A 5,243-nucleotide genomic window follows, 5' to 3' on the forward strand; every position below is an offset into this window, starting at 1 on the left:
GCGGAGGCCGAGGTCATGACGGCTTCGGTGCGCAGGGGGTTGATCTCGGAGACGGCGCCGACGAGCGTGGTCTTGCCGACACCGAAGCCGCCCGCGACGACGATCTTCGCGGAGGTGGTGGCGCGGGTGGGGGCGGCCGCGTTAGAGCTTGCGAAGTCCACTGAGGACCCTTTCGAGCAGCGTGACGTCGGGCTGGTTTCCGGATTCGCCGCCGGAAGCGGGCTGGTGGATGGCGACGAGGCCGGCCTCGGCCAGGTCGGCCACGAGGATGCGGGCCACTCCCAGGGGAAGGGAGAGCAGCGCCGACACCTCGGCGACGGATTTGACCTCCGTGCACAGGGTGCAGATCCGCTGGTGCTCGGGGAGCAGGGTGGCCAGGCGCTGCGGGTCGACGTCGGCGGAGACGAGGGCCTCCAGCGCGAGTTCGTAGCGCGGCCGGGTGCGGCCACCGGTCATCGCGAACGGCCGGATCAGCGGGCCGGAGTCGGGTTCGTCCTCGAACTCCTCGACGTGCCCGGGCTCGTGGGCCGGCTGGTAGCCGGGGGCCGGGGCGGGCGCCGGCACCGGGTAGCCGGGCGGCGGCGTGTCGAAGGCGGGCTGCGGCTGTCCGTACTGCCCGTGCTGGTCGTACTGCTCCTGCGGCTGCCCGTACGGGTGCTGGGGCTGCCCGTACTGGTGCTGGCCGTACTGCTGGCCGTGCTGAGGCCGGCCGTACTGCTGACCGTGGCCGACGCCGGGTGCTCCGAAGGCGTCATGGCCTGTGCCAGGGTACGGAACGCCGTACTGGCCGCTGCGGTCGTCGGGCGGTGTCACGGTTCCTCTCCTCACAGGGTGCGGCGGTGCGGTGCGAGCTTCGGTGCAGGTCCGGAGCCGGTGGTGCGAAGGCCGTACAACGTCCGAACCCGAGCCCGCCGAAGCGGGCCCGGGAAGGACGCGGAGGTACTTCGAATACCTGGACGGTATCCGACGGACCGTCAGTGCAGGAGACTGCCCTGGAGTTCCGCGCGGAGTGCGGGGGTGAGGACGGCGCCGGCGCGGTCGACGAGCAGGGCCATTTCGTAGCCGACGAGGCCGATGTCGGAGTCGGGGGAGGCGAGTACGGCGAGGGCGGAGCCGTCGCTGACGGCCATGAGGAAGAGGAAGCCTCGTTCCATCTCGACGACGGTCTGGTTGACCTCGCCGCCCTCGAAGATCCGGCTGGCGCCGGAGGTGAGGGAGGTGAGGCCGGAGGCGACGGCTGCGAGCTGGTCGGCGCGGTCGCGGGGGAAGCCCTCGGACATGCACAGCAGGAGGCCGTCGGCGGAGACCACCACGGTGTGGGACACCCCGGGGGTGTTGTCCACGAAATTGGTGATCAGCCAGTTCAGGTTCTGTGCGGCCTGGCTCATCTGAGTCAACTCAACGCTCCTGGTGGTTCGAGCCGCCGAAGAGATCGGTGCTTCGGTTCTGTCCGTTGCCGGACGGGTCTACCTGATCGGGGTCGATCCGGAAGCTTCCGGTGTTACCGGCACTGCGGCCCTGCTCCACACCGCGGCGCAGGTTGGTGAGCCGGCCGCGGACCTCCTCGGGGCTGCGGGAGACCTGCGGCCCTTCCTGCGGAGTGGGCTTGGCGTTCCCGGCCACCAGGTTCTGCTTGGGCACGCGCCGCGGCAGGCCCGCCCCGGTGGTGCCGCCGGAGGCGGGTTCGCGGGTCTGCTCGGCCCGCTGCCAGGCGCCGTCGTTGGGCGACTGCCAGGGGGAGTTGGTCGGACCGGTCGGGCCGTAGCCACCGAGCGCCGACACGTCGTGGCCGCGCGGTTCGTCGGCCGCCGAGCTGTCCTTGGCGCCGGCGAACCAGTTCGGGGTCTCGCCGGTGGAGCCGGTGCCCGCCGGAGCGGCCTGCGCCCCGAAGCCGCCGCTCGCCAGCTGCTGGCCGGGGCGGCGCTGCGGCAGCCCGGACGGCAGGGTGGGGGTGGACTCGGCGGCGGGCAGGGCGGGCGGCTCCGGGGCGTACGGGTGGCCGGCCGGGGCCTCCTCGGCCTGGCGGCCGTACTGGTCGGCGCCGTAGCCGTCCTGGTAGCCCTGGTAGCCGGTCTCCTGGTAGTCCTGGCGGCCGTACTGCTCGTCGGCGTAGCCGGACTGGTCGTAGCCCTGCTGCGGGTACTGGCCGTACTGGTCCTGGCCGTACTCGTCCTGCTGGTAGCCGTCCTGGGCGTAGCCGTACTGGTCGTCGGCGTAGCCGGACTGCTCGTAGGCCTGCGGGGCGTACTGGTCGTAGCCCTGCTGGTACTCCTCCTCGACCTCGGCGTCCAGCACCGGCGGCTCGCCGCCGTGCGGGGCGCTCTCCAGGGCCGCGCGGCGGACCTGGTCGAGGCGCTGCGAGCGCTGGACGGCCTCCAGGGCCGGGCTGAAGCCGCTGGAGCCGGCGTTGCCGTTGCCGGTGAGGTGGTCGTCGAAGCCCAGCTCGGCGGCGCTGCGCGGCTGGCCGTTGGGCGCCCACTCGGAGGTCGGCTCCTGCTCGGAGAAGATCCGGGAGACGGTGAACTGCTCCTCGGGCTCCGGCACGGCGCCCGAGCGGGTGATGAACGGCGGGAGCATGACCAGCGAGGTGGTGCCGGCGGACTCGCCGGACGGGCGGAGCTGGACGCGGATGTCGTGCCGCTGCGAGAGGCGGCCGACCACGAACAGGCCCATGCGGCGGGAGATGGTGGCGTCGACGGTGGGCGGCTCGGCCAGCTTCTCGTTGATCTCGGCGAAGTCGTCGGCGGTGAGGCCGATGCCCTTGTCGTGGATCTCGACCAGCACCCGGCCGTCCGGCAGGCGGGTCGCGTTGACCAGGACCCGGGTCTGCGGGCTGGAGAACGAGGTGGCGTTCTCCAGCAGCTCGGCGAGCAGGTGGACGAGGTCGGTCACGGCGGCGCCGACGACCTCGACCTCCGGGATGCCGGACAGCTCGACGCGCTCGTACTGCTCCACCTCGGAGGCGGCGGCGCGGAGCACGTCGACCAGCGGGACCGGGGTGTTCCAGCGGCGGCCGGCCTCCTCGCCCGCGAGGACGAGCAGGTTCTCACCGTTGCGGCGCATACGGGTCGCGAGGTGGTCCAGCTTGAAGAGGTTCTCCAGCTGGTCCGGGTCGGCCTCGTTGTTCTCCAGGTCGGTGATCAGCGCCAGCTGGCGCTGGATCAGGCCCTGGCTGCGGCGCGACAGGTTGGTGAAGATCGCGTTGACGTTCCCTCGCAGCAGGGCCTGCTCGGCGGCGAGCGCCACGGCCTGCTGGTGGACCTGGTCGAACGCCCGGGCGACCTCGCCGATCTCGTCCTTGCCGTGCAGCGGGATCGCGTTGACCGAGGTGTCGACCCGGTCGGGGTCGGTCTTGGAGAGCTTCTCGACCAGGTCCGGCAGGCGGTGGTCGGCGATCTCCAGGGCGGCGCTGCGCAGGGTGCGCATGCCGAGGATCATCGAGCGGGCGACGTAGCCGGTGAGCAGGCCGGCCAGGATGAGCGCGGCGACGACGATGATCGTGTTGAGGATGGCGTCGTAGAGCGCGTTGTCCTTGAGGTTGCGGGAGTCCGTGAGGACGTCGTCCAGCAGCTGGACCTCGGTGGTCCGCAGGGCCTGGATGTGCGTGTTGGCGGCCTGGTTCCAGTTCTCCGGGGTGAGGCCCGCGTCCTTGGCCTCCTTGTAGGCCTGGTCGGCGGCGGCCTTGCCCTTGGTCTGGCCTTCGGCGGCGGCCTGGCTGTAGGCGGCGCCGAGGGAGAGCAGGGTCTGCATGGAGGGCGCGGTGCCGTTCGGCATCTTGTACGCCGAGCGCTCCTGCGCGATGGCCTGGGCGACCTGGGCGTTGGCGTACTTGCGGGCGTCCTCGGGGGCGCTGCCGGTGTTGAACTCGGTCAGCGAGACCTGCTCCAGCCGCTCCGACACCAGGATCTGCTGGATCACGTCGGCGTTCTCGAACCGGGTGGTGGCGTTCTGGGAGATGCCGACCAGCAGGTGCAGCATGAGCGCGCGCTGGGTCGAGGCGGAGGCCTTGGCGAGGGACATCGCGTAGATCGCGCGGCCCTTGCTGGCCGCGTTGGTGGAGCCCATGCCGACCGAGTTGTCGTAGGACAGCAGCGGGGCGAACATCACCGAGTAGGCGTTCGCGGTGGCGCTGGCGAACAGCTCGGGGCCGTACGCGTTGGCCCGCAGGTGCGGCAGGTCGATCACGAGGGCCTGGAAGGCCTCGTGGCGGCGCGGCAGTTCGCCGGACTTGTCGGAGGCCGCGTAGGCCGCCTCGTACGCCTTCAGCGCGGCGTCGGTGTCGGCCCGGGTCTTGGCGACCTTGCCGTCCGGGTCCTGCTTGGTGAGCAGGGGTATCAGCGTGGTGTCGCGCTCGATCTCCAGCGCTTCGGCGAGTTCGGTCGCCGCCTTGGCCAGCTCGGCGGTCTTCTCGGCCCGGGAGGCCTTGATGTAGCCGTCGACCGAGGTGTTCACGCGGAGGCCGCCGAAGACGAGGCTGATGATCACGGGGATCAGCAGGATCGCGATCAGGCGGGTCGGCACGCGCCAGTTGCGCGGGCGGAGGAAGTCGTACCGGCCTGAGCCGCCGTCGCCGTCCGAGCCACCGCCGCGGAGCTCCGTGGAGGCGGCCGGGGGCTGCGGGGCCGGGGACGCCGGCGAGCGTTCCTCGGTGGGTGTGAACGCGGAGAATCCGGCCGGGTCCGTTGCGGTGCCGTTCGGCTCGCTCCGGCGGGGCTCGGAGCGCCGCTGCGGGGCGGGTTGCTGCTTACGCCTCACTCGACAACTACCTCTCGGCCGACTGTCGGCCATGGATCAATCCAGCGCTACCCCCGGGCCCTGGCCCGTCACCGGCGGGCCGGCACGAAAGCTTCAGGGGTAGCTGGAATTTCAGCACGTGCAGGGATGGGGGACAAACAGCCGCCTCATGGCCCCCGCGTCGGAGCAATCTGGACATTCACCGACATGACGGAGCAAAACCGTGGTCTTCTGGCGCTGAGTGACGCTGATTCGCCACGCAGAGTCACTGTTGATCACAAAATGCCTACCGAACTGTTATCCGCTGCTTATACACGGGTCTTGCGCGATGCCCCTGGAGGACACCGGCCGGTAAGCGGCTCCGCCCCCGGGGCCGTCAGTTCGACGGCTCCCGGGGGCCGGATGCCCCGCCGCTCATCGCAGTCGGGCGAGGAGGGCGTGTTCGACGAGGGTGATGAGGGCGCTCTTGGCGCTGTCGCGGCGGCGGGCGTCGAGGGTGATGACGGGGG

At 71.3% G+C, this 5,243-nt stretch carries 3 protein-coding genes and 2 pseudogenes; all 5 read right to left on the reverse strand.

Annotated elements, in window-relative coordinates; translation table 11 throughout:
- Nucleotides 1-161: pseudogene (locus ACIOJE_RS40975) on the reverse strand (ATP/GTP-binding protein); the annotation flags it as partial.
- Nucleotides 142-813, reverse strand: coding sequence for a DUF742 domain-containing protein (locus ACIOJE_RS40980; protein ID WP_280686456.1), 672 nt, complete (start codon nucleotides 811-813; stop codon nucleotides 142-144). The pseudogene ACIOJE_RS40975 and the gene ACIOJE_RS40980, both read right to left, overlap by 20 nt.
- Before the next feature lie 161 nt (nucleotides 814-974).
- Complete coding sequence (locus ACIOJE_RS40985) at nucleotides 975-1,388, reverse strand: roadblock/LC7 domain-containing protein (protein WP_030057391.1); 414 nt, start codon at nucleotides 1,386-1,388, stop codon at nucleotides 975-977.
- 10 nt (nucleotides 1,389-1,398) lie between these two features.
- On the reverse strand, nucleotides 1,399-4,755 hold the full coding sequence (locus ACIOJE_RS40990) for a nitrate- and nitrite sensing domain-containing protein (RefSeq protein ID WP_280686438.1): 3,357 nt from the start codon (nucleotides 4,753-4,755) through the stop codon (nucleotides 1,399-1,401).
- A gap of 393 nt (nucleotides 4,756-5,148) precedes the next feature.
- Nucleotides 5,149-5,243, reverse strand: a pseudogene (locus tag ACIOJE_RS40995) (ATP-binding protein); the annotation flags it as partial.

It is taken from the genome of Kitasatospora sp. NPDC087861 (assembly GCF_044742585.1).
Classification (GTDB): Bacteria; Actinomycetota; Actinomycetes; order Streptomycetales; family Streptomycetaceae; genus Kitasatospora.

Bases quoted from the DNA above. Each gene is read 5' to 3' on its own strand.
- ACIOJE_RS40985 (WP_030057391.1), bottom strand. From the start codon at position 1,388: ATGAGCCAGGCCGCACAGAACCTGAACTGGCTGATCACCAATTTCGTG.